This window comes from Corynebacterium sp. HMSC076G08 (assembly GCF_001811515.1).
GTDB classification, from domain to species: domain Bacteria; phylum Actinomycetota; class Actinomycetes; order Mycobacteriales; family Mycobacteriaceae; genus Corynebacterium; species Corynebacterium hiratae.
Genome location: NZ_KV805059.1, coordinates 19402 through 37279 on the forward strand (window position 1 = coordinate 19402; position 17878 = coordinate 37279).

General features: G+C 62.7%; 17 protein-coding genes. 7 read left to right on the plus strand and 10 right to left on the minus strand.

All coding sequences use genetic code 11. The features are described from left to right. Window position 1 precedes the first annotated feature (1 nt). Window positions 2-484 (plus strand): hypothetical protein, encoded by a 483-nt coding sequence (locus HMPREF2806_RS08225; protein ID WP_049154484.1) that lies wholly within the window; start codon window positions 2-4, stop codon window positions 482-484. 6 nt (window positions 485-490) lie between these two features. On the opposite strand, the gene HMPREF2806_RS08230 is transcribed toward HMPREF2806_RS08225, so the two are convergent. Beyond that, window positions 491-1420, minus strand: coding sequence for an oxygen-dependent tRNA uridine(34) hydroxylase TrhO (locus HMPREF2806_RS08230; RefSeq protein ID WP_049154485.1), 930 nt, complete (start codon window positions 1418-1420; stop codon window positions 491-493). Window positions 1421-1473: 53 nt separating this feature from the next. After that, window positions 1474-2970: a DUF1846 domain-containing protein gene (locus HMPREF2806_RS08235; RefSeq protein ID WP_070517279.1), complete on the minus strand. Its 1497-nt coding sequence runs from the start codon at window positions 2968-2970 to the stop codon at window positions 1474-1476. Between the two features lie 77 nt (window positions 2971-3047). Between HMPREF2806_RS08235 and HMPREF2806_RS08240 the strand changes: the two genes are divergently transcribed. Together HMPREF2806_RS08240 and HMPREF2806_RS08245 are read left to right on the plus strand one after the other, a co-directional pair. After that, on the plus strand, window positions 3048-3863 hold the full coding sequence (locus HMPREF2806_RS08240; protein ID WP_070517282.1) for an Fpg/Nei family DNA glycosylase: 816 nt from the start codon (window positions 3048-3050) through the stop codon (window positions 3861-3863). A 10-nt stretch (window positions 3864-3873) separates the two neighbouring features. Further along, window positions 3874-5460 (plus strand): NAD(P)H-hydrate epimerase, encoded by a 1587-nt coding sequence (locus tag HMPREF2806_RS08245; RefSeq protein ID WP_070517285.1) that lies wholly within the window; start codon window positions 3874-3876, stop codon window positions 5458-5460. Between the two features lie 160 nt (window positions 5461-5620). On the opposite strand, the gene HMPREF2806_RS08250 is transcribed toward HMPREF2806_RS08245, so the two are convergent. From HMPREF2806_RS08250 to HMPREF2806_RS08260, 3 genes are all read right to left on the minus strand, one after another. After that, on the minus strand, window positions 5621-6397 hold the full coding sequence (locus tag HMPREF2806_RS08250; protein WP_232745370.1) for a YwaF family protein: 777 nt from the start codon (window positions 6395-6397) through the stop codon (window positions 5621-5623). Between the two features lie 101 nt (window positions 6398-6498). Further along, window positions 6499-7149 (minus strand): ABC transporter ATP-binding protein, encoded by a 651-nt coding sequence (locus HMPREF2806_RS08255; protein WP_070510149.1) that lies wholly within the window; start codon window positions 7147-7149, stop codon window positions 6499-6501. Then, window positions 7149-8144, minus strand: coding sequence for an ABC transporter permease (locus HMPREF2806_RS08260; RefSeq protein ID WP_046648780.1), 996 nt, complete (start codon window positions 8142-8144; stop codon window positions 7149-7151). Before HMPREF2806_RS08260 ends, HMPREF2806_RS08255 begins: the two co-directional genes overlap by 1 nt. Before the next feature lie 115 nt (window positions 8145-8259). On the opposite strand from HMPREF2806_RS08260, the gene HMPREF2806_RS08265 reads away from it, so the two are divergent. The 3 genes from HMPREF2806_RS08265 to HMPREF2806_RS08275 are packed head-to-tail and all read left to right on the plus strand — an operon-like array spanning window position 8260 to window position 11041. Then, window positions 8260-9465, plus strand: coding sequence for a histidine kinase (locus HMPREF2806_RS08265; protein WP_046648779.1), 1206 nt, complete (start codon window positions 8260-8262; stop codon window positions 9463-9465). Beyond that, window positions 9401-10021 (plus strand): response regulator, encoded by a 621-nt coding sequence (locus HMPREF2806_RS08270; RefSeq protein ID WP_046648778.1) that lies wholly within the window; start codon window positions 9401-9403, stop codon window positions 10019-10021. Before HMPREF2806_RS08265 ends, HMPREF2806_RS08270 begins: the two co-directional genes overlap by 65 nt. Then, on the plus strand, window positions 10022-11041 hold the full coding sequence (locus tag HMPREF2806_RS08275) for an NAD(P)-binding domain-containing protein (protein WP_070510146.1): 1020 nt from the start codon (window positions 10022-10024) through the stop codon (window positions 11039-11041). It begins immediately after the preceding gene. A gap of 3 nt (window positions 11042-11044) precedes the next feature. Here the strand turns inward: HMPREF2806_RS08275 and HMPREF2806_RS08280 are convergent, their stop codons facing one another. Then, window positions 11045-11617 (minus strand): VanZ family protein, encoded by a 573-nt coding sequence (locus HMPREF2806_RS08280; protein WP_070510144.1) that lies wholly within the window; start codon window positions 11615-11617, stop codon window positions 11045-11047. Between the two features lie 86 nt (window positions 11618-11703). On the opposite strand from HMPREF2806_RS08280, the gene HMPREF2806_RS08285 reads away from it, so the two are divergent. Next, window positions 11704-12669 carry an MDR family oxidoreductase gene (locus HMPREF2806_RS08285; RefSeq protein WP_070510141.1) on the plus strand — a complete coding sequence of 322 codons (966 nt, stop codon included), beginning with the start codon at window positions 11704-11706 and terminating at the stop codon, window positions 12667-12669. Between the two features lie 43 nt (window positions 12670-12712). Here HMPREF2806_RS08285 and metS read toward each other — a convergent pair whose 3' ends face one another. The 4 genes from metS to HMPREF2806_RS08305 all read right to left on the minus strand — a co-directional run bounded on the left by metS (window position 12713) and on the right by HMPREF2806_RS08305 (window position 17515). Beyond that, window positions 12713-12880, minus strand: coding sequence for a methionine/alanine import NSS transporter subunit MetS (gene metS, locus HMPREF2806_RS08290; RefSeq protein ID WP_046648774.1), 168 nt, complete (start codon window positions 12878-12880; stop codon window positions 12713-12715). Between the two features lie 25 nt (window positions 12881-12905). After that, the gene (locus tag HMPREF2806_RS08295; RefSeq protein WP_070517287.1) at window positions 12906-14525 is read right to left on the minus strand and encodes a sodium-dependent transporter; all 1620 of its coding nucleotides are present in this window, start codon (window positions 14523-14525) and stop codon (window positions 12906-12908) included. A gap of 282 nt (window positions 14526-14807) precedes the next feature. Continuing rightward, the gene (locus HMPREF2806_RS08300) at window positions 14808-16133 is read right to left on the minus strand and encodes an MFS transporter (protein ID WP_070517291.1); all 1326 of its coding nucleotides are present in this window, start codon (window positions 16131-16133) and stop codon (window positions 14808-14810) included. Window positions 16134-16249: 116 nt separating this feature from the next. Continuing rightward, the gene (locus HMPREF2806_RS08305) at window positions 16250-17515 is read right to left on the minus strand and encodes an AMP-binding protein (protein ID WP_369799718.1); all 1266 of its coding nucleotides are present in this window, start codon (window positions 17513-17515) and stop codon (window positions 16250-16252) included. Window positions 17516-17878: the final 363 nt, after the last annotated feature.

Below are 17878 nucleotides of genomic sequence, written 5' to 3' on the forward strand. Positions count from 1 at the left end.
CATGGCAGCAGAGCACCCCGAAAATGATCTCACGTCCGACGCGGACTATACCAACCTGCCTCGCCCCGAGCCCCGCAGCTTTGATGAGCTTGCCGACGAACCCGATCCCCTCGCCGTCGCCGAGGCCAACCGCCGCTCCTCGCGCCAGGCGCTGTGGTTTATGGTGGCTATCCTCGTGAGCTCGGCGCTGTACGCGCTCCTCCTCGCTGGATTCTTCAGGTTCTTCGGAACCACGACCGACTGCCTCCGCGTGGAGTTCGCCGCTTGGCTGTGCACAAGGACCCAGCGCACGGTGTTCGCCACGACGACGCTGATCATCCCCTTCATCGGCATGATCGGCTGCGCCGTCATCATGGTGCGCAAACTCAAGGCCTACGTGCGCTGGCGCGGTTGGATGGCGATTTTCTGGGTCATGGCCGGCAACTTCATGATCTGGTGCATCAACGACATCCAGATCCTGCTCACCCCGGTGCTTGAAAACTAGCGAAAGCTAGGCCTGCGCCTGGGCCGCAGCCACCTCGGCGCAATCTGGACGCCCACAGTGCTGGGTTTCCACGTGCTGGATACAGTCATCGCAAATGAGCACCTGCTTGCGGCACGTGTCCTCATTAATGCAATTGTGGAAGGTATTCGTCCCCTTCCCACAGTGCACGCAGTGGCCGAGCTGAATAAAGCCTGGATCCTCTAGGCCCTGACCAAACTCGTGGTGCATGCGCTTGTCAAAGACGTACATCGAGCCTTCCCACAGGCCATCGTTGCCGTACTTTTCTCCGTAGCGGACGATGCCGCCGTCAATCTGATAAACCTCGTTAAAACCGCGGTTCTTCATCAGCGCGGAGAGGATTTCGCAGCGAATACCACCCGTGCAATAGGAGACCACGGGCTTGTCCTTCATCCAGTCATACTTGCCGGATTCGAGTTCAGCGATGAAGTCGTGGGTCGTACGCACATCCGGCACCACGGCATTCTTGAACTTGCCGATTTCCGCCTCCATGGCGTTGCGGCCATCGAAGAAGACGACCTCCTCACCGCGCTCCTCCACCAGCTTGTTGACCTCTTCGGGCTTGAGGTGAACACCACCGCCGATGACGCCGTTCTCATCCACCTTGAGCTCGCCCGGCGCGCCGAAGGCCACGATCTCATCGCGCACCTTGACCGACAGGCGCGGAAAGTCTTCCGCTCCGCCCTCGGACCACTTGAACTCCATCTTCTTGAAACCCGGGTACTCGCGGGTCTCGCGCACGTAGCGCTTACACGCATCCATGTCCCCGCCCACGGTGCCGTTGATGCCGTGCTCCGAAATGAGGATACGGCCCTTGAGCCCGAGCTTTTCGCACAGGGAGCGCTGCCACAGCATGATCGCGGTGGGGTCCTCGATGGGAGTAAAGCAGTAGTAGAGGAGAATCTTGCCAATAGTCACGCCCGCAAGTCTAGGCCTGCTAGTGGCAAGATCCCCAATCTTTCGGCGAAGTCTTAGCGCTTCTGGTACAGCGCGCTCTTACGGGCAAAGACCGGATCGGAGGTCACCAGGACGCCCAGGTTGCGGAAGATGCCCTCATCCACCGAACCCAAGATGGTGGTGGTGTGAACATCGCAGGCCTGAAGCTCCTTGAGCGCATCGAGCGCGCGGCGGGCGTTCTCGTCCTTCGCCGCGGATACCGACAGCGCGATGAGCACCTCATCGGTGTGCAGGCGCGGGTTCTGCGAGCCCAAGTGCTTGGTCTTCAACGTCTGGATGGGCTCGATGGATTCCGGGGACAACAAGTGCAGGTCATCATCGATGCCGGCCAAGTGCTTGAGCGCATTGAGCAGCGCGGCTGCGGAGCAGCCCAGCAACGGGGAGGTGCGGCCGGTGATGATGGTGCCGTCGTGAAGCTGCAGCGCGGCTGCCGGGCCTTGCGTCTCTTCCGACTTCTGACGTGCCGGGAGCACAACCGGACGGTCGGTGGACTTAATGCCGGCCTTCGCCATGACCACGGCAGCGCGCTCGGACTGCGTGGAATCAAGACCGTTGCGGGCTTCTTCCACCAAAGTTTTGAAGTAGCGGCGAATGATCTCCTGCTGGGAGGCCTCGCGGCAGACCTCATCGTCGGTGATGCAAAAGCCCACCATGTTCACGCCCATGTCCGTTGGGGACTGGTAGGGAACGGTGCCGGTCAGGCGCTCCAGCAGAGACTTCAGCAGCGGGAAGGCCTCGACGTCGCGGTTGTAGTTCACCGTCGATTCGCCATGCGCGGAAAGGTGGAAGTGGTCGATGACGTTGGCGTCGTTGAGGTCCACGGTGGCGGCCTCGTAGGCCAGGTTCACCGGGTGATCGAGCGGCAGGTTCCAGATGGGGAAGGTCTCAAACTTGGCGTAGCCCGCAGGCACGCCGCGCAGATTCTCGTGGTAGACCTGCGAGAGCGCGGTAGCCAGCTTGCCGGATCCCGGCCCCGGCGCGGTGACCACCACGAGGTCACGGGTGGTCTGAACATAGTCGTTCTTGCCCAGGCCATCCTCGGAGACAATGAGGTCGATATTGGCGGGGTAGCCCGGAATGATGCGGTGGCGTGCCACCGTGAGCCCCAGGCGTTCTAGGCGCTCGATGAAAGCCTCGGCCTGGCTATTGCCGTCCTCGAGCTGGGTCATGACAATGTTATTGACCAAGAAACCGCGGTCCCGGAAGACGTCGACAAGCCGCAGCACATCATCTTCATAGAGGATCCCGAGGTCACCGCGCATCTTCTGGCGCTCGATATCCTTGGCGTTGATGCAGACAAGGATTTCTACGTCATCCTTGATGCGCTCGAGCATCGCAATCTTGTTATCCGGGGTGAAACCGGGCAGCACGCGGGAGGCGTGCATATCGTCGAAGAGCTTGCCGCCCATTTCGAGATAAAGCTTCCCGCCGATTTCTTTGCGTCGAGCGTTGATGTGCTCCGACTGCAGTTCAATATATTTTTCACGATCAAAACCGAGCGCGCGCCCCATAGTATTTAGGCCCTTCCGTTCAACGGGTAGTACCCGGAAAGTCTACAGCAGCACGGCCCCCGCGTAGACTTCCTGACATGCCTGAGGGACACGTTATTCACCGCCTTGCCCGCACACTCAATGCGGATTTCCGTAACGAGCCACTGGCCGTGAGCAGCCCCCAAGGCAGGTTCGCTGCGGAGGCCGCGCTTGTCGACGACTCCCGCCTCTTACTCGCCGAAGCCTTTGGCAAGCACCTCTTTCTCCACTTCGATGCAGATAACCCGCGCCACGTTATCTACATCCATCTGGGCCTCATCGGTTCCCTACGCTTTGAGCCTTCTGCCGATGTCTGGGGCCAAATCCGTCTGCACATTGATAACGGCACCACGGCCGCGAACCTGCGCGGCCCGCAGTTCTGCACGCTCATTACGGAAGAGGAGTACCAGGCCAAGGTGGCGAAAGTGGGCCAGGATCCGCTGCGCAAGGATGCCGACCCGGATGCCCTATGGGCCCGCGTGCATGCCTCGCGGCGTAGCATCGGCGCGATGCTCATGGACCAAGGCCTCTTTGCTGGTGTGGGCAATATCTACCGCGCAGAAGCCCTATTCCGCCAAGGACTCTCCCCCTTCATCCCCGGCAACCAGCTCGACCGCGCCGAGTTCGACGCCATCTGGTCGGATCTGGTCGATCTCATGGACTACGGCGTCGAACGCGGCCGCATCGACACAGTCCGCCCCGCCCATACGCCGGAGGCCATGGGCCGCGAGCCTCGCAAGGATGATCACGGCGGCGAGGTCTACGTCTACCGTCGCGCCGGGCAACCCTGCTACGTGTGCGGCACCGAGATCCGGGAGCAGCTCATGCAGGGCCGCAACCTCTTCTGGTGCCCTACCTGCCAGCCCGCGCGCTAGGGTGTGGGTTATGCGCCCTGCTTATACCGTCGCCACTGTCCGTGCCGCTGAGAAGCGCCTGCTGGAACAACAGTCTCATGAGGATCAGCTCATGAAGCTGGCCGCCGCGGCGGTGGCAGAGGCCGCCTCGGTGATGCTGGAGGCACGCCCCGGCGCGGTGCTCATTCTTGCCGGTTCCGGCGGCAACGGCGGGGATGGGCTCTACGCCGGGGCGGTGCTGGCCTCGCGGGGCATCACGGTCCATGCCCTGGTCCCGGAACGCTGCCACGAGGAGGCTCTCACTGCGTTCCGTGCCGCCGGTGGCACGGTCCTTTCTGCCGACGCGCTGCCGTCAGGCTGCGCACTGCTTATCGACGCCATCGCCGGCCTCGGCTCCGCCCGGGGATTGACCGGCACCGCGCTCTCGCTCTGCCGCAAGGCCACCGCTGCCGGGGCCGTAGTCTTGGCCGTCGACATGCCCACCGGCATCGACGCCGACACGGGAGTCTGCGCTGCAGATGCCGTCCACGCCGATGTCACCGTCACCTTTGGCTCGCCGCGCCTTGGCCACGCGCTGGCCGCCGAATGCGGGCAGGTTGTGGTCTCCGATCTCTTCTTGCCCGGCGCGCCCTCCTTTGCCGAGACCCTCGCCGAACTGGATGACCCAGCGGCATTCATCGCCCACGAGCCCTCCGTCCCGACGGCCTATGCGTGGCAACCGGGTGAGCTTGATCTGCCGGGCGGGCGCGCTTCCCGCCCTTGGCCGGTGGGCTGCACGGGCCCCATCACCGATCCCACACCAGGCGCGCGCTCCGATAAGTACTCCGGCGGGGTCGTCGCCCTGGCCGCCGGAAGCGGCACCTACCCGGGTGCGGGGATCCTCTGTGCCACCGCGGCGGTGCGCGCCACGCCCTCGATGGTACGTTTCATCGGGGATAACTCGATTACTTCTCTGCTGCCCGAGCTGGTCTGCCATCCTGACGTGGCCTCCGCCGGACAGGCCCAGGCCTGGGTCGTGGGCCCTGGCCGCGGTACCGATGCCGCGGCGGCCACCGAACTGCGCAAGGTGCTAGCGCAGGACCTGCCCACCGTTCTCGACGCCGACGCCCTGACGCTTCTAGCGCGCAATACCTCCCTGCGCCAGCAAGTTACCAAGCACCCGATGACCATCCTCACCCCGCATGAAGGCGAGTTCATCCGCCTCTACGAGGCCACTTTCGGATCTGCTCCCGATGCGTCTGCTGGGTGGGGCACTGCCCTCCACGAGCTAGCCGAGGAGCTGGACAGCATCATCTTGCTCAAAGGCCGCTTGACCCGCGTCACCGCTCCAGGCCAGCCGCTCTATTCCTTCAACGCCGGTCACTCTTTTGCCGCGACCCCCGGCTCCGGAGACGTGCTCTCCGGTATCCTCGGCGCGGTCATGGCCCAGCTCTTCGCCAGCGCTCCCGCCGCGTCACCTGCCGGGGTCATCGCCGAGGTCCTCCACGCCGGTGCCATCCACGCGCACGCGGCGGCCATCGCGGCCGAAACCCCCGAGGGCTTCGCGCCCTGTTCGGCCTCCCAGATCGCTGCGGCTATCCCGCGGGCCATCGCGCGGCTCCTCAACGCCGAGCGCTAGCTCCTTGGCCCGGCGCTAGCTCCGCCGCTAAGTACGTTTCGATCAAATAGCGCCCAGAAATTTGAAAATCTGGGACCTTGTTTGATCGATCCGTACCTGGCCGCCACCACCTTGGTACGTTTTCGCAACGAAGCCCTAGAATTTCGCGATTTTCGGGCCACTATTTACGAAAACGTACCTTGGCCCGGCGCAGTGTCCCGGACGCGGTACCCACAGACTTGCGCATGAGCCCGCGCGGGCCCACCGCCACCGTGCCGCGGCGCAGCGAGGTGTTCTCCCACGGCCACGTCATCCCGGCCCATGCTGCTGCGACGGCGAGGGTCTCGGCCGCGATGTAGCCCGGCCAGGGTCCCAGCAGGTTGATGATGGAGGGGCTTCCCGGCGCGTGGTTGAGGAAGCCATAGTTGCCGTCGGTCTTCGCGTTGACTGCCATCGCGATAGCCATCCACAGCGGCGTGACCTTCACGGCGAAGCGATAGCCCTTCCACGTCGGCCGGTAACCCAAGCCAAAGGTCAGCGCCAGCGGCACAGCGAGGGCCACGATGTGGAAGAACCAATAGGTGCCAAACCGCAGCCAGCGCGGGGAGAAGTAGTAGATGACGTCCGGGGTGATGATGGCCTGCGGGTTAAGGATGATGCCCCAAAAGTAAGACAGGGTCAGGGCATGCTCATTGCCGGTGATAAGGCCCAGCGCCAGGATCGGACGCAGCACATCGCACAGGTGCAAAGGCAAAGACTCGCGGATATCGAATTGCTTAGGGTCCAGGGAGATGACCGTCCACGCAGTACCCGCCACCAGCAAGGCCCAGCCCACCATCCGCCGGATGAAGGTTTCGCGGGAGGTTCCCTTGATCCTGCGGGCAGCGACGATAAAGACCCCGCAGGCCACCACGGTGATGCTCAACATGAGCGCATGCAGCGCAGTCCACTGCTGCATGCGCGGGTAGTCAGTTGGGCTTACTCGGGGCTTGCGGGGTCGTATCATAACGGGGTATTAATTTACCCCTTTGTATGAACACGTGAGAGATGAGAGGGTTTTTACGCGGCTAGCTCGGAGTATTCGGAGAGCTTTCCGTCCTTGACTTCGACCACAGTGTCGGCATAGTCGAGCAAGCTGCGGTCGTGGGTAATGAACAGGGTTGCGGTATCGAAGTCCTCGGTGACACCGCGCAGGAGCTTGGCAATGTCGCGCGAAAGCTTGGAATCGAGGGCGGAGGTGGGCTCATCCGCAAGCAACACGGAAGGCTGGCCCATGAGTGCGCGGGCAATATTGACGCGCTGGCGCTGGCCGCCAGAAAGCTGGTTCATGCGGCGGTTCCCAAAGCCCTCCAAGCCCACGAAACTGAGCAGCTCATCGGCACGATCCTGGCGCGGCTTGCGGCCCTCCATGTGGTCAATGATGAGCAGCTGTTCGCGCGCGGTCAGGGCGGCCAGCAGGTTGGCCTGCTGGAAGATGAGCCCGCGGGAGCCGGTTCGCTCCACGCTGCCGGAGTCCGGCTCGATGAGGCCGGCGGCTACGGACAGCAGGGTGGACTTGCCGGACCCGGATTCGCCGATGACGGCGGTGAGCTCGCCGGGTTTGACGTCCAAGCTGACGCCGTCGAGTGCAGTGGTGCGGGACTGGCCGTCTGGGTAGGTCACCACGATGTCGCGAAGGGACAGTGCAGGGGAAGAAGCGGTGGTAGTCATTAGGCGTTGCCTCCTAGGGCGTCGAGCGGGTTGATCTTGGAAACGCGGCGGGTGGCCAGGAAAGCACCAGCGATGCCGAGCAGCCAGATACCGAGCGCGGGGACGATGACGGTCATGGCGGAGACCTCGAAGGGCACGGCACCTTGGGCGGCAAGGCCCAGCAACCAGCCGACGAGCGCGCCGACCCCTACGCCAATCGCGAGGATGATGGCAGCCTGCGCGATGGCGTCCTTGAGCAGGTACTTCACGCTGGCGCCAAGGGCACGCAGGATGGACAGGTCACGGGTGCGCTGGATGGTCCAGATGCTCAGGAAAGCGATGGTGACCAGCGCGGAGATTCCGTAGAGGAAGGCCTGCATGGTCAGCAGGGAGCCGCGCTCCGAGCTATAAGCCGGCAGGCCGGACAGGGCCTTGCCCATGGACACGGAGGTGTCGGTCGGCTCGTGGGACAGCACGGCCACACCCACCATGTCTTCGGGGGAATGGGAGACCTTCTGCCAAGTTGCGGTGGAGACCCACACCACCGGGGAGTGGGAATAGTACTCATCCTCAACCACCGCGTTCACGTCCAGGTCCACGCCGCCGAGGGTGCCCCGGGATGGCGCGTTCAGGGCGTCGTCGATGGATTGGCTCAAGACCATGCCCTCCTCCGGAATCACGGTGCTGGAGCCAGGGATCTGGGTACCTTCGGGCAGGCCGAAGACCGCCACGCCGCCGTGGCCCTCAAGCTTGGTCTGCGAAGTACCGAGCGGAATGCCAGAAGCGGGGACATCCTCGGCGAAGATCTCCGACTCGGTGAAGGACGGGTCTTCCGTCGAGAAGGTCACATAAGGAGTCTGCTCCCCGAGTGCCTCGAGTGCGGAAGTATTTTGCTTGGACAGGCCTTGGGTCAGGCCGGACAACATAACGAGCAACAACGTAATTAGAGCCACGACGCCGCCGATCAGGAAGAACCGACCGCGGGCGGTGACTATCTCTCTCAATGCCAGGAACATACTATTAATCCTGCTGTGGCCAGCGCAGAAAGTAATCGAGTAGCCAGTTGAACCTCCACTCAACCAGTTGGTTGATTCCCCCTCGTCCAGCCAGAGGATAAGCTGGAGCGCCGTGATGATGAGCAATAAACTGTGGACCGTGGGACTGCACGCCATGTTTGGCTTTCTCCTCGTCTTCGGCGTGCTCCGCGCGTGGGCCGATGACCGCCTTGACGCCCGCGCTCTCGGCCTCTCCATCGCACTCGCAGTGGTCTACACGGGGTTTGCCATCTTCGGCTCCCGCACCATCACCCGCCCCGTCCCCACCACGCTGTGGCTCGCCGCCCTGTGCCTGCTGTGGATCGGGCTTATGGTGCACGCCCAAGACTTCATGTGGCTCGAGTTCCCGCTGGTCTTCGTCTTTATCCATGCGCTTCCCTTCTGGCCGGGAATCGTCGCCAGCGTGGTGCTGTGGGCCGTCGCCGCCTTCGTCCCCGCATGGATCCACCCGCAATTCTGGACCGCGGCCGCAGCCATCGGGCCGTTCATCGGCACCTGCTTTGCCGTGGGCGTCTACCACGCCGCCCGCCGGGTTCAGGCGGAGGCGGCGCACCACGCGGCCGTCGCCAAGCAACTGCGTGAGACCCAGGAGGAGCTAGCGGCCAGCGAGCACCAAGCCGGGCGCCTCGAGGAGAGGGAGCGGCTCTCCCGCGAGATTCATGACACCGTGGCGCAGGGGCTGTCCTCCATCGTCCTGCTCAGCCGCGCCGCCAAGAACACCTCCGCTCAACAGGATGTCACCGAGCAGCTCGCGCTCATTGAAAAAGTGGCCCAGGACAACCTGGCGGAGGCCCGGCGCTTCGTCAAAGAGCTGGCGGCGCCTGCCTCCTCCATCGACGCGGAACTGCGCACACTTGTGGATGAGCTCCAAGCCCAGGCTAAGGGCCTGGGGCTGCGCACCCGCTTCGGGCTCAAGCTCACCGGCAGTGCCGACGTCCCCACCGAGTTTTCCCACGTCATCCTGCGCGCCGCGCGCGAAGGTCTCACCAATGTCATGAAACACGCCGACGCCGACCGCGCCGTGGTCACTCTGGGCTCTTTCGAGGATGGAATCATCCTCGATGTCGTCGATGACGGCCGCGGCATCGAAGGACCACGGGGCTTCGGGCTGACCGGCCTGGAGCAGCGTGTTCGCAGCGTTGGCGGCAGCGTCCAGGTAGAATCTTCACCCGCCGGCACCGCACTCGCGGTGCGAATCCCAACAGGAAGCAGCAGCAATGGTCAACGTGATGCTCATCGACGATCACCCCGTAGTCCGCGCCGGGCTGCGCGCGATTCTTAACGCCTTCCCCGACATCGTGGTGGTGTTGGAAGGCTCCGATGGCTCGGCCGTCGAAAAGCTGGCGGATGCTGATGTTCCCCATATCGATGTGGTCGTCTGCGATATCCAGATGCCGGACGTCGACGGCATCGCCGCCACTCGGCGCGTGCGCGAGCTCGACGGTCCACCGGTGCTCATTCTCACCACCTATGACACGCAGGCGGATATCCTGGCCGCCGTGGAGGCGGGCGCGCTGGGTTACCTGCTCAAGGACGCCCCCGAGGAAACCCTGCACGCCGCGGTGCTCGACACGGCCGCGGGAAAGCGGACCTTGGCGCCTGAGGTCACCAACCTCTTAGCGGAGCGCTTGGCACAGCCGGAGACTGCACTTTCACCGCGCGAGCTGGAGATCCTGCAGGCGCTGTCAACGGGAGATTCCAACAAGCAGATTGCCCAGCGGCTCTTCATCTCCGAGGCCACGGTCAAGACCCACCTCATCCACGTCTATCAAAAGCTCGGCGTGGAAACCCGCACGGCGGCCGTCTCCGCGGCCCGCGAGCGAAAGCTCATCCAATAGATGCATACCTACGATTGCATCGTGGTGGGTGGCGGCCAATCCGGCCTGGCCACCAGCTATTACTTGCGCCGTCAGAAGCTCGATTTCCTCATCCTCGACGCCAACTCCTCCCCCGGCGGGGCCTGGCAGCACGTGTGGGATTCACTCACGCTCTTTAGCGATGCCCACTCCTCCACGCTGCCCGGCTGGCCCATGCCTTCTTACCCGGGTTTCCCGCCGGCTTCCCATGTGGTGGACTACCTCACCCGCTATGAGCAGCGCTATGACCTGCCGGTCCGGCACGGGGTGGCGGTGGAGCGCGTGCTTGACGACGATCCCCGCTTCCGCCTTCTCACCACTCACGGTGAGTTCCGATCCCGGACCGTCGTGGCGGCGACGGGCACCTGGTCCGCGCCGTTCATCCCCTTCTACCCCGGTGAGTTTCAGGGGCGCCAGTGGCACACGGCAAGCTACCCGGGGCCGAATCCTTTCTTAACCAGCACCAGCAGCGGCCATACCAGCCGTGTGGCCGTTGTCGGCGCGGGCAACTCCGGTGCCCAGATCGCCGCCGAGCTAGCCCTCGCCGGTGTGGACACCACGTGGTTCACCTCGCACCCGCCGCGCTGGATGCCGGATGATGTGGATGGGCGCGTGCTCTTTAGCCGCAACCGTCAGCGCATGCTGGCGAAGCTTCGCGGCGAACCGGACCCAGGCCCCGAAACAGAACTGGGGGATATCGTCATGGTCCCGCCGGTGCTCAAGGCCCGCGATAGTGGGCTGCTGCGCGCCACCGACATGTTTTCCTCGCTCGATGAATTGGACCGCGAAGGCTTCAGCGACCTCATCTGGGCCACCGGCTTCCGCCCAGCGTTGCGCCCGTTCCCCGGGCTGTTGGCAGAAGGAAAGCCCACGGTGGAAGGCTTCTTCCCCGTGGGCTATGGCTCGTGGACTGGTCCGGGCTCGGCCACGATTACCGGTGTGTCACCCTATGCACGGCAGGTGGCGGCGGACGTCGCCAAGCTCGTTCGCTCTTCCCGCTAGGCGCTAGAGCGCAACCATGGCGAGGAGCACCACCGCTGCCAGCGCAAGCAGGAATCCCAGGCGACGCAGAATCTTCATCTGCTCCTCGCGCCCCACGCGCGCCATGAGTGCGGCGCCGAGGACAGAGCCCACGGTGTTGTACAGAAGATCATCAATGTCGCTAAAGCCCAGGGCAAAGATGTACTGGGCGCTTTCTATGCACAGGCTAACCACGAGGCCGATGAGCATCGCCCCGCCCAAGCCCCAGCGGATCCTGGCACGGTTGCGCCCGGCCACGTAAATCGCCGCTCCCAGCGGCATGAAGAGAGCAATATTCCCCAGGAGATCGGTCCACCCGCCGTACCACACGGAGGCGTTCTCAAAACCGCCAAAGAGCTGCAGGTTGACCCTTCGCACCGCGTGCGCGGAACCATCCACCACGCCGGGGATGTCCATGAAGGGCTTGCCCACCGTCGCCAACACCACGACCACTAGGGACAGGGCCGCGACAAGGAGGGAATCACGAAGCAGGTGGCGATACGGATCCGGCGCGGGCCGCAGCCGATTGCGCGAGCGTTGAGCTTCTATCCCAGTCATGCGCCTCACCCTAGTGGTTTTCGCTGGCAATCGGCTGAAGCAGAAGCCAGAAAACACTGCTTCACATCCTCTGTACGATAGTGTCCATGAACACACTGATTGTCACTCGCACGGATTCCGGAGTAACGCACTCATTCCAAGAGCAGCCCCTGCTCGGGGAAGGTGACACGGTCGTGGATGTGCAGTTTTCCTCCCTCAATTACAAAGACGCCATGGCCTTGGAGGGCGATAAAGGTGTCATGCGCATCGATCCGCTCGTCCCCGGCATCGATGTGGTGGGCACCGTGGCGGAGACTTCTGATTCTCGCCTGGACCCCGGCCAGCTTGTCGTCTCCTGCGGCGATGGCCTGGGCGAGTTCCGCCATGGCGGCTATACCACCCGCCAGCGCGTCAACGGTGAAGCCACCATCCCTGTACCCCAGCGTTTCAGCGCGCACGATGCCGCCGCAATTGGTACGGCCGGATACACCGCCGCTATCTGCGTGAACCAGCTGCGCACGCACGGCACGACGAAGGGCCATATCCTCGTCACCGGGGCCACCGGCGGCGTGGGATCCATCGCGGTCCAGCTGCTCAAGTCTTCCGGCTACGAGGTTACCGCCGTCACCGGCCGCGTGGAATCCCAGTCGGAGTACCTCACCTCACTCGGCGCGGATCACGTGCTCGACCGCACAGCGTTGTCTGAGACCGGCCGCCCGCTGCAGAAGGCGCTGTACGACGGCGCCATTGACACCGCCGGTTCCACCGTCTTGGCCAACGTGCTGGCGCAGGTGCGCTGGGGCGGCGTGGTGGCGGCCACCGGTATGGCGGCTGGTCCGGATCTTCCTGCCTCGGTGCTGCCGTTCATCCTGCGCGGCATCGTGCTGGCCGGCGGTAACTCCGTCGATGCACCCCGCGAGGTGCGTGAGGCCGCCTGGCAGCTTCTCGACGAACACCTCGACCTCAACATGCTGAACTCTATTACTGAAACGGTGCCGCTGGCCGATGTCGCCACTGCCGCTCAAGAGCTGCGCGCCGGCTCCCGCCATGGGCGCACGGTCGTCGAGATATAGGCAGGGCAGGTGTGAGCGGGCAGCCTTATACTGCCCGGCCCCTTTAGTGGTGCACGCGGTGCGATAGCGATTCGTCGTCGGTGCCGGGGGCATTACCCAGCTCGCCGGTGAATTCATCGTCGCTGCGCGCCAACCAGATGGAGGACACCACCAGTCCGCCCCAGATGACGACGACGAAGAGGATAAAGAGCAGGATTGCGCTTGTAGTCATTGTTATTCTCCTTTCCTTATAGCCGCTACTTGTCGTCCGTGTTCGGTGCGGCGGCGTTGCCTGCGGCAAGTGGGTTCGGAGTACCGGCCGGGCGGCCGCCCACTGGGACGCCGTAATCAGACGTCTCGATGCCGTCCAGGTACTTGTTTCCGCGGAAGTCCACCAGCGGCATGATGAAGCTGGCGAGCAGAATGACGCCCAGCACGGTCCAGCCATAAAGACCAATCTGGGTGGAGGAGTAGCCCTCATAACCTTCGCGGACAATCGTGGTGATCTCGTTGACCAGGAAGTAGACGAGCAGCAGCGGGGTCGCGACGAAAGTCAGGAACTGCCAGAAGCCACCCACCTTGAACTGCGACACGGCGTTGATGTGCTGCTGGATCTCGCGGCGGCGGCCGGTCACCCAGCCGACGACTACGAGGGCGCAGATGGCGCCGAAGACGATGCCCAAGTTGTTGGTGAACTTATCCATGATGTCCAGAGTGACCAGGCCCGAGGAGGTGGCGAACAGGAAGCAGGACAGTACTCCCATCGCGCTGCCAACGCTGATGGCAGAAACGCGGCGGGAAATGTTGAACTTATCTGCCACGGCGGAGACAACGACCTCCATGATGGAGATCAGCGAGGTCACACCGGCCAGGAACAGGGAGCCAAAGAAGAGGACACCGAACAGCCAGCCGAGCGGCATGAGGTTAATGATCGTCGGGAAAGCGATGAAGGCCAGACCGATACCAGACTCAGCCACCTCATCGACAGACACGCCCTGCTGGGCGGCCATGTAGCCCAGAGTGGCGAAGACGCCGATGCCGGCGAGAACCTCGAAGGAGGAGTTCGCAAAGGCAGTAACCAGGCCCGTGTTGGTGAGGTTGGTGCGCGGCTTGAGGTAGGACGCGTAGGTGATCATGATGCCGAAACCGATGGACAGGGAGAAGAAGATCTGTCCGTAGGCGGCGATCCACACCGACGGGTTGCTCAGCACGGACCAGTCCGGAGTGAAGAAGGCGTTGAGGCCCTCGGCGGCGCCGTCGAGGAAGAAGGCGCGGATCACCAGAATGATGAACATGACGGCCAGGACCGGCAGGAAGATGGAGGTCAGCTTGCCGATGCCCTTGTTGATGCTCGTGGCCAGCGTAGCGATGCAGACAACCCATACGAGGATCATGACGCCCAGAATGGCGGGGACGACGTGGCCCGAGTAGGTTGCCTCTGGGTCCGCCTGGAGGAAGTCAACCATGAAATAGTCCGCGGGAGCTTCTCCCCACGCCTGGTTCACGGACTTGATGGTGTAGAGCGCCGCCCACGCAATGATGGCAGCGTAGTAGATGGCAATGAAGAAGTTCACGCCGACTTTGAACCAGCCGATTCCTTCCCAGCGGCTGCTGATACGGCGAAATGCCAGCGGTGCAGAACCGCGGAAGCGGTGACCAATGGCGAGGTCGAACCACAGGATGGGAATACCGGCGGTCAGCAAGGCCACCATGTACGGGATGAGGAAGGCACCGCCACCGTTTTCATAGGCAACGTAGGGGAAGCGCCAGATATTACCCAGGCCGACGGCGGAGCCGATGGCGGCCATGAGGAAGACGAAGCGCGTATTAAAAGTATCGCGTGTAGAGCGAGTCTTATGCGGGGTTGTTGTGGTCATGAGAGAACTTTCTTCTTGAGCAAATATCGCGCACCGCAAGACCGTAGGAATTGTTTATACGGACCGCGTACGGCGAGTATTAGCGAGAAGCTTAGTCTAACTGCCAACCTATAGGTACCGTTTTGAATATTTATTTCTGAAGCTTTACCTCTGCCTTAACCCCATGGCCAGAGGCCTAAAACCGCCACTGCCCCTCAACACTCTGCTCCCCGTCCGAAACATTGGGTCCCGGAAAGTAGCTGAGCGATGAAGGGCAAAGAGTGAGCGAAGAAGATGGTGAAACTAGACGTGCAAATCGCGATCCTGAATCCCCTTGGGAACGGCGAGCACACCAATGAGGGACACGACCGAAATCGCGATGCCGTAGGCGGCGATGGCCATCGAGGTCTCGTACCGCGTGTACAGCATCTCTGCAATCATCGGGGCAAAGGCACCACCGATGATGGAGCCGAAGGCGTAGCCGATGGACACGCCCGACAGGCGCACCCGCACCGGGAACATCTCCGCGTACATCGCTGACTGCGGGCCATAGGTCGCACCCAGGATGACACCTAGGAGGAACACGGCCACGCCGAAGAACATGACGTTGCCCGAGTCAACCGCCCAGAACACCGGGGTGATATACAGCGCCAAGACGATGTAGCCGCCAATGAACGTCGTGCGCCGCCCCACCCGGTCAGACAGGTGGCCGAAGTACAGCGTGCCGATAAACCAACCAATCGACGCGATCAGGGCTACCCCAAGGGCCTGGGGGCGGGTATAGCCCACAACCTTCGTGCCATAGGCGGTGAAGTAGGCGATGACGAAGTAGCCAATCGCGTTGTTGGCGGCGAAGATAACTGCGCACTTGATGACGGTTCCGAGGTGGCCCTTGAACAGGACCGCGAGCGGTGCGGTGGACTTTTCCTTCAGCTCTTCCATCTCCGCGAAGGCCGGGGACTCTTCTACCGCCCGGCGGATCAGGTAGCCCAAGAGAATGAGCACGACTGAGGACAGGAACGGGATACGCCAGCCCCAGGCGAGGAACTGCTCCGGAGTCAGGACGGCGGAGAGCACCAGCATAAAGATGGTGGCCAGGAACATGCCGAGGGGTACTCCTACCTGCGGGAACGCACCAAAAAGTCCGCGCTTGCCGTGCGGGGCGTGCTCAACGGCCAGCATCGCCGCACCGCCCCATTCACCGCCGGCGGAGAGGCCCTGAAGGATACGTAAGAGCACCAGCAGGATAGGTGCTGCCATGCCGATGGAGGCGTAGGTAGGCAGCACACCCATCAGCATGGTGGCCAAGCCCATGCCAACCAGCGTGACGACAAGAACCGGCTTGCGTCCGAGCCGGTCACCCAAGTGGCCGGCCAGAATGGCCCCGAGGGGACGGAAAAGGAAGGAGATACCCAGCGACGCCCAGGCAATGATCTGAGCGAGCGAGGCGCTTTCGTTGGAGACCGGATCGAAATACTGGGTAGCGAAGATCAGGCCGGCGGCCTGAGCGTAGATGAAGAAGTCGAACCACTCAATAGTGGTGCCGACCATCGAACCGGCGAGCACGCGCTTGTGCTCTGTGGTGATTCCCGGCCCTTGGGCAGGCTGTTGGGTGACTGGTGCAGACATAGTGGGAGTCTTTTCTCTATGGGTGCAGAAGCACGGTGGATACAGTTAAAGCCAGTGAACGAAAGGGACAATGGTGAGGCGGGGCGTGCCAAAGAAGCCGAGAACGCGGCAGCGTTTTACTGATCGCGGTTGTCGACGATCCTCTTGGCCTTGCCCTCACCGCAATCGACGTGGTCAGTGATCTCGACGCCAACAGTGACGCCGATGCGCTCCTTGATCTGTTTCTTCAGCCACGCGGCGGAGGCATCGATCTGATCAGGAGTAGCCTCCGAGGAGTGCTCAACCACCAGGGTGAGGTGGTCCATGCGGCCACGCTTGCTCAGCACGCACTGGTAGCGCGGGCGAAGCACGCGGTCCTCAGTGATGATCTCCTCGAACTGCGACGGGAAGCAGTTCACGCCACGCAGGATGATCATGTCATCGTTACGAGCGGAGATACGGTCGATGCGACGCATCGAACGCGCAGTGCCCGGGAGCAGGCGGGTGATGTCGTGGGTGCGGTAACGAATGATCGGGAAGGCCTCCTTGGTGAGGGAGGAGATGACCAACTCGCCGTACTCGCCGTCTGGAACCGGCTGCATGGTCTCCGGATCGATGATCTCTGGGTAGAAGTGGTCCTCCCAGACGGTCAGGCCATCCTTGGTCTCGACACATTCTTGGGCCACGCCAGGGCCCATTACCTCGGAGAGGCCGTAGATATCGGTGGCCGTAATGCCGAAGCCTTCTTCGAGTTCGCGGCGCATTCCCTCGCTCCACGGCTCGGCGCCAAAGACGCCGGCGCGCAGGGAGGATTCGCGCGGATCCAGGCCTTCCTTGCGCATGCGGTCAAGGAGGTTGAGCACGTAAGACGGCGTACCCAGAATTGCGTCCGGCTGGAAGTCCTGCATGATCTGGATCTGGCGCTCCGTCTGACCACCGGAGGTCGGAATCGCCGTGGCTCCTAGGGCCTCAACGCCATAGTGAGCGCCCAGGCCGCCGGTAAAGAGGCCATAGCCGAACGTAATCTGAACCTTATCGCTCTTGCGCAGGCCGCCTGCCCGCAGCGAACGGGCTACGAGCTCGGCCCAAATACGCACGTCATTCTCGGTGTATCCCACGACGGTCGGGCGACCCGTGGTGCCGGAAGAAGCGTGGATGCGGGAGATTTGGTTCTGGCCAACAGCAAACATCCCGAAGGGGTACTCCGCGCGAAGGGTTTCCTTGTCGGTGAACGGGAACAGCGCAAAGTCCGCGAGTTCCTTGAAGTCATCCGGGTGAACGCCCTTCTCATCGAACGCACGGCGGTAGTGCGGGACGTTGTAGTACGCGTGGCGAAGCTCGTTCTTCGCGCGCGCGGTCTGCAGCGCAATGATTTCATCGCGGGAGGCGTACTCAATGCCCATCTGGGGGCCGTGGTGGTCAGAGAAGATATCAAACGTTGCGGTCACGTCATTTGCCTTTCATTTCGAGGAGAGGGGAAATACCACACCCTTTAAGCTCCCTCGAAAGTGCTGCAAGAAGTTGGTTAGCTGGGACAACGCACAAAAGTACGTTAATTACTTACCGTTCGGTTGGGTAAGTCTTGTGACGTACACTACAGGCCGTTGTCGTGATAGACAACACAATTAGTCCAAGTTTTTGAAGCGCAACACATCATCGCAGGCCACGACGGTTTCACCGACAAAAGAAGCCCCCACCCCCATATGGAGCCCCAACGGCGGAGCGAAACGCTCGCCCCCGACTAGCTGATCAACTACTTGCCCATC

Excerpts from the sequence above, each read along its gene's own strand:
- HMPREF2806_RS08300 (WP_070517291.1), bottom strand. The coding sequence starts at position 16,133 with ATGTCTGCACCAGTCACCCAACAGCCTGCCCAAGGGCCGGGAATCACC.
- HMPREF2806_RS08255 (WP_070510149.1), bottom strand. The coding sequence starts at position 7,149 with ATGACTACCACCGCTTCTTCCCCTGCACTGTCCCTTCGCGACATCGTG.
- HMPREF2806_RS08260 (WP_046648780.1), bottom strand. The coding sequence starts at position 8,144 with ATGTTCCTGGCATTGAGAGAGATAGTCACCGCCCGCGGTCGGTTCTTC.
- HMPREF2806_RS08225 (WP_049154484.1), top strand. The coding sequence starts at position 2 with ATGGCAGCAGAGCACCCCGAAAATGATCTCACGTCCGACGCGGACTAT.
- HMPREF2806_RS08240 (WP_070517282.1), top strand. The coding sequence starts at position 3,048 with ATGCCTGAGGGACACGTTATTCACCGCCTTGCCCGCACACTCAATGCG.
- HMPREF2806_RS08305 (WP_369799718.1), bottom strand. The coding sequence starts at position 17,515 with ATGGGCATTGAGTACGCCTCCCGCGATGAAATCATTGCGCTGCAGACC.
- HMPREF2806_RS08245 (WP_070517285.1), top strand. The coding sequence starts at position 3,874 with ATGCGCCCTGCTTATACCGTCGCCACTGTCCGTGCCGCTGAGAAGCGC.
- HMPREF2806_RS08295 (WP_070517287.1), bottom strand. The coding sequence starts at position 14,525 with ATGACCACAACAACCCCGCATAAGACTCGCTCTACACGCGATACTTTT.
- HMPREF2806_RS08235 (WP_070517279.1), bottom strand. The coding sequence starts at position 2,970 with ATGGGGCGCGCGCTCGGTTTTGATCGTGAAAAATATATTGAACTGCAG.
- HMPREF2806_RS08275 (WP_070510146.1), top strand. The coding sequence starts at position 10,022 with ATGCATACCTACGATTGCATCGTGGTGGGTGGCGGCCAATCCGGCCTG.
- HMPREF2806_RS08250 (WP_232745370.1), bottom strand. The coding sequence starts at position 6,397 with ATGCAGCAGTGGACTGCGCTGCATGCGCTCATGTTGAGCATCACCGTG.
- HMPREF2806_RS08265 (WP_046648779.1), top strand. The coding sequence starts at position 8,260 with ATGATGAGCAATAAACTGTGGACCGTGGGACTGCACGCCATGTTTGGC.
- HMPREF2806_RS08270 (WP_046648778.1), top strand. The coding sequence starts at position 9,401 with ATGGTCAACGTGATGCTCATCGACGATCACCCCGTAGTCCGCGCCGGG.
- HMPREF2806_RS08280 (WP_070510144.1), bottom strand. The coding sequence starts at position 11,617 with ATGACTGGGATAGAAGCTCAACGCTCGCGCAATCGGCTGCGGCCCGCG.
- HMPREF2806_RS08285 (WP_070510141.1), top strand. The coding sequence starts at position 11,704 with ATGAACACACTGATTGTCACTCGCACGGATTCCGGAGTAACGCACTCA.
- metS (WP_046648774.1), bottom strand. The coding sequence starts at position 12,880 with ATGACTACAAGCGCAATCCTGCTCTTTATCCTCTTCGTCGTCGTCATC.